Source organism: Streptomyces sp. NPDC002817 (assembly GCF_053592055.1).
Map to the genome: position 1 here is coordinate 1 of NZ_JBSFUY010000103.1, position 1,867 is coordinate 1,867.

At 70.7% G+C, this 1,867-nt stretch carries 1 protein-coding gene; it reads left to right on the forward strand.

Annotated elements, in window-relative coordinates; translation table 11 throughout:
- Positions 1-17 precede the first annotated feature (17 nt).
- Positions 18-1,867 (forward strand): polyketide synthase dehydratase domain-containing protein (locus ACWD3I_RS49160; protein WP_451084471.1); only part of this gene is annotated, 1,850 nt, incomplete at its 3' end.

Sequence of the window (1,867 nt, forward strand, 5' to 3'; positions counted from 1 at the left end):
ACGTGGACTGGTCTCCTGTGTTCGAGGGCACAGGCGCGCGGGCGGTGGATCTGCCCACATACGCCTTCCAGCGACAGCGCTACTGGCTGGAGGGCGCCACTTCGACGCATCCGCTGCTCGATGACACCGTGCGGCTCGCGGACGAGGATCAGGTGGTGCTGTCGGGGCGACTCACTCTCGGCACTCACCACTGGCTCGCCGATCATGCTGTGTTCGGTTCCGTGCTCCTGCCCGGAGCGGCGTTCGTGGAGATGGCCCTGCACGCCGGCTCGGAGGTCGACTGCGGCAGACTCATCGAACTGGCCCTGGAGCGGCCGCTGTTCATGCCCGAGGAAGCCGGAGTCGTCGTACAGGTGCGGGTCCGGGAGGCGGATGCCGAAGGGCGGCGTGCGCTCGACATCTACTCCTCGCCGCAGGACGACGATGTCGCGACAGAGTGGACCCGGCACGCCGTCGGAATCCTCGCTCCCGCGACCGAACCCGTCGCCGACGCCGACTTCCAGCTCTGGCCGCCGGCCGGTGCCGAACGGCTGGCCGTCGAGGACTTCTATGCCGAGATCGCGAGCGCCGGATACGGATACGGCCCCGCCTTCCGCGGACTGCGCGCCGCATGGCGTCGGGACGACGAGGTGTTCGCCGAGGTGGCGCTGGCGCAGGACCATCAGCTCAGTGCCGCCCGGTTCGGTGTGCACCCCGCGCTCCTCGACGCGGCGCTCCAGACGGCAATGCTCAGCGGGGACGGCACACGGACACACCTGCCGTTCGTGTGGAACGAGGTGTCCTTGCACGCCGTCGGAGCCTCGTCGCTGCGAGTGCGTGTGCGGCGTGGGGCGAATGACTCGGTGTCACTGACCGTGGCGGACCCGACCGGCGCGCCGGTCGCCTCGGCCGACGAGATCGTGATGCGACCGGTCTCACGACAGGCGCTCGGCCAACGCCAGGACGACGACGCACTCCACCGCCTCGACTGGATACAGCTGAGCCCGGCGGACACCACCGCCGACGGCGACTGGGTCGTGCTCGGCGCCACCGACCTGGGGCTCGCCAGCCGTGCGGAGGTACTGCCCGGATGGACCGCGCTGGGTGACGCCGTCGCCGCCGGCCGGGCCGTGCCCGACGCGGTCGTCGTACCGTTCGCGCAGGGCGGGGAGCCGCATGGTGGGCTGACCGCACTCCTCACCGTCCTTCAGGACTGGCTGGACGACGAACGCTGGCGGACGTCCCGGCTGGTGGTCGTGACTCGCTCGGCGGTCGCCGTCGCGGATGCCTTCAGGACGGATCTCTCGCACGCTCCCGCGTGGGGGCTGCTGAGGTCCACCCAGAACGAACACCCAGGGCGGGTGACCGTCGTTGATGTCGAGGACGCCGGCACCAACGGCGGCCAGGGCCTCGCGGCCGCCATCGATTCCGGTGAGCCCCAGATCGCGGTCCGGGACAACGGACTCCTCGTCCCAAGGCTCCGGCCAACGGGTGTCGACAACGGTCTCGCGCTGCCTGTCGAGCCAGGCTGGCAACTCATCGCCACGGGCGGCGACACCCTGGCGGCGCTGGGCATCGTCCCCTCCGACGCGGCCACGCGGCCGCTGGAACCCCACCAGGTGAGGGTCGAAGTGCACGCCACCGGCGTGAACTTCCGGGACGCGCTCGTCGCCCTCGGCATGGTCCCCGGCCAGAAGGGCCTCGGCAGCGAGGGCGCGGGTGTGGTGCTGGAGGTAGGCGCCGCCGTTGAGGGTCTGGGTGTCGGGGACCGGGTGGTGGGGTTGTGGCACAGCTTCGGTGATGTGGTGGTGGTGGATGGGCGGTTGGTGGTTGGTGTTCCTGTGGGGTGGTCGTTTGCGGGGGCGGCGTCGGTGCCGGTTGCGTTTTT